Consider the following 2,373-nt stretch of genomic DNA (forward strand, 5'->3'; position numbering starts at 1 on the left):
TGGTCACGCGGGTGGCCGCCCTCCGGCCTTCGACCGGCAGGACTACAAGGCCCGTCACGCGGTCGAGTGTGGGATCAGTCGCCTCAAGCAGCACCTGGCGGTGGGTGAGGTCGACTCGGGGCGTCCTGCTGGTGTCTCCACCAGTGGGTTTCCCCGAGCCGCCTCCCGAACCCGGCGTGCCCGTCTCCGGGCACCGGGCTCTCCACAAGCCCCGTTCGGTGTCATTCGGATACTCATACCGCAGTGGGCCACGGGCTCGGGATGATCGTTCCCCGGTATCGGTATCTGGTCGTGCTTACCTTCGCCGGATTGAACAGTTCTCCCTCCTCCGTGGTGGGCCACCAGCCGCCGTCGCAGAAGCGGCGGCGGAGCTGCTTCCACGTGATCCCGGGGTGCTTGCGCCGTATCCATCGAACTACCCGCATCCACGTGTAGTGACTGAGGTAGCAGAAGGCGACGTTCGAGACCCCTGGACGGAAGTACGCGCACCAGCCCCGCAGCACCAAGTTCAGCCGGTGCAGCAGGGCGGTCAGCGGCAGGCCGACGTTCTGTCGACCGGTCAGTTCCTTCACCTTGGCCGTCACGGAGCGCAACGACTTCCGGGCCGGGTAGGTGTAGATGTACTGCCGGTCGGTGCCCCGCTTCCGGTGGCGCTGGATGCGCCATCCGAGGAAGTCGAAGCCCTCGTCGATGTGGGTGATCCTCGTCTTCTCCACCGACAGGCGAAGACCTATCGGTTTCAACACCTCCGCGACGTCCCCTCGCAGTTGCTCGGCGTGCTCACGGCTGCCGGAGACGAGTACGAGGAAGTCGTCCGCGTACCGGACCAGCCGATAGTTGGGCAGTCCTCGCCGCCGTCTGCGACGCCGTTCCTCGGAGGTACTGCTTGATCCTCCGGGGGCCTGGGCGATGTGCTCGTCCAGGACCGAGAGTGCGATGTTGGCCAGCAGGGGCGAGAGGATCCCACCCTGCGGGGTACCAGTGCGGGTGTCGGTGAGGGCTCCGTCCCGGGACAGGATCCCGGACTTGAGGAACGCCTTCACCAAGGCCAGGATCCGCTTGTCCTTGATCCGATCCCGGACCCGGTCCATCAGGGCCGTGTGCGAGATCTCGTCGAAGCACGCCGTGATGTCGCCCTCCACCACCCACTCGTAGGAGTGACTGGCGAGGTAGCGGGTCTCGGCGACAGCGTCCCGAGCCCGGCGGTTCGGGCGGAACCCGTACGAGTACGGGAGAAAATCCGCTTCGAACACCGGCTCCAGCACCAGCTTCAAGGACGCCTGGACCACCCGGTCCGCCACGGTCGGAATACCGAGACGACGGAGCTTGCCGTTCGCCTTCGGGATCATCCGCTCGCGTACCGGAACCGGTCGGAAGCTGCCGTCTCTCAGCTGAGACCGCAGCCCGTCGAGGAAGACCTCGACCCCCTGCCCGGCCTCGACGGAACGGGCGGTCCTCCCGTCCACTCCGGCCGTGCGGGCACCCTTGTTCCCCCGGACCCGATTCCACGCCATCAGGAGGAAGGCGGGGTCGGTCACGAGGTTGAACAGATCGTCGAACCTGCGATGAGGATCATCGTTTGCCCAACGGTGCAGCTTGGTCTGGATCTTCAGTACCCGCAGCTCCGCCCCGAACAGGGCAGACTCCAGCTCGTCGGTATTCACCGGCGACAACCTCCTGACATTCCAGCGTCCTCACTGCCGACTTGCTGGCCCCCTTCCCCATGTGGCCGGCTCTCCCGGCCTCCGAGTACTACGGAGCCTCCGCCCTGCCCGACGGCCATCAGCCGGCGATGGGCCTGCCCTCGGCCGGACTGGCGATCCGGCGCGGAGGGCGACCGCAGACAGTTCCCACGTTCACCACGGAGTCGATCGACGGGTGAGGTGCCCAGCTCTACCCCGGCAGCATCGCCACACCTACGCCGCAGACATTCGGCGTGGCCTCCCCGCCGATAGGTAGATTCGGCTTCGGAGTCGACCACCAGCCCGCCGGCAGTCGTGCACTGCATCCGGCCCAGATCCGCCAGGTTGGAGCCGGTGTCGAAATTACGGGGCGTCAAGCACTGGTTCCTCGCGTACACCTTCCCGTCTCGCTAGCCGGACCCGAACCGTCTGGCAGTGCCAGTCCGTCCCGACGTCGTCAGGGCTGCTTACCGCCCGCCTCGGCATCCCCCGAGACGAACTGCCCCCAGCTTCAACCGGGTTGCTGCGACAACCCGGCGGTGATGGTCTCTCACCTCACTCGACTCCATGGCGCCTCGTGGCGCACCCACCCGCTACGACAAGCTCGCGGTCCGGTTCGAGGCCACGGTCCACATCGCGGCGATCCACCAGTGGCTGTGAGCACCCTGCTGGCCGCGTGACCGTGCCATGC

1 protein-coding gene and 1 pseudogene are annotated in these 2,373 nt (G+C 66.8%); one reads left to right on the plus strand and one right to left on the minus strand.

Annotated elements, in window-relative coordinates:
* Positions 1–103: pseudogene (locus tag ACFRMQ_RS40175) on the plus strand (IS5/IS1182 family transposase); the annotation flags it as partial.
* 130 nt (positions 104–233) lie between these two features.
* On the opposite strand, the gene ltrA reads toward ACFRMQ_RS40175, so the two are convergent.
* Positions 234–1,664, minus strand: a complete 1,431-nt coding sequence (gene ltrA, locus ACFRMQ_RS40180) for a group II intron reverse transcriptase/maturase (RefSeq protein ID WP_380735856.1) — start codon at positions 1,662–1,664, stop codon at positions 234–236.
* Between the last annotated feature and the right edge of the window lie 709 nt (positions 1,665–2,373).

This window comes from Kitasatospora sp. NPDC056783, from assembly GCF_042789895.1.
Taxonomy (GTDB): domain Bacteria; phylum Actinomycetota; class Actinomycetes; order Streptomycetales; family Streptomycetaceae; genus Kitasatospora.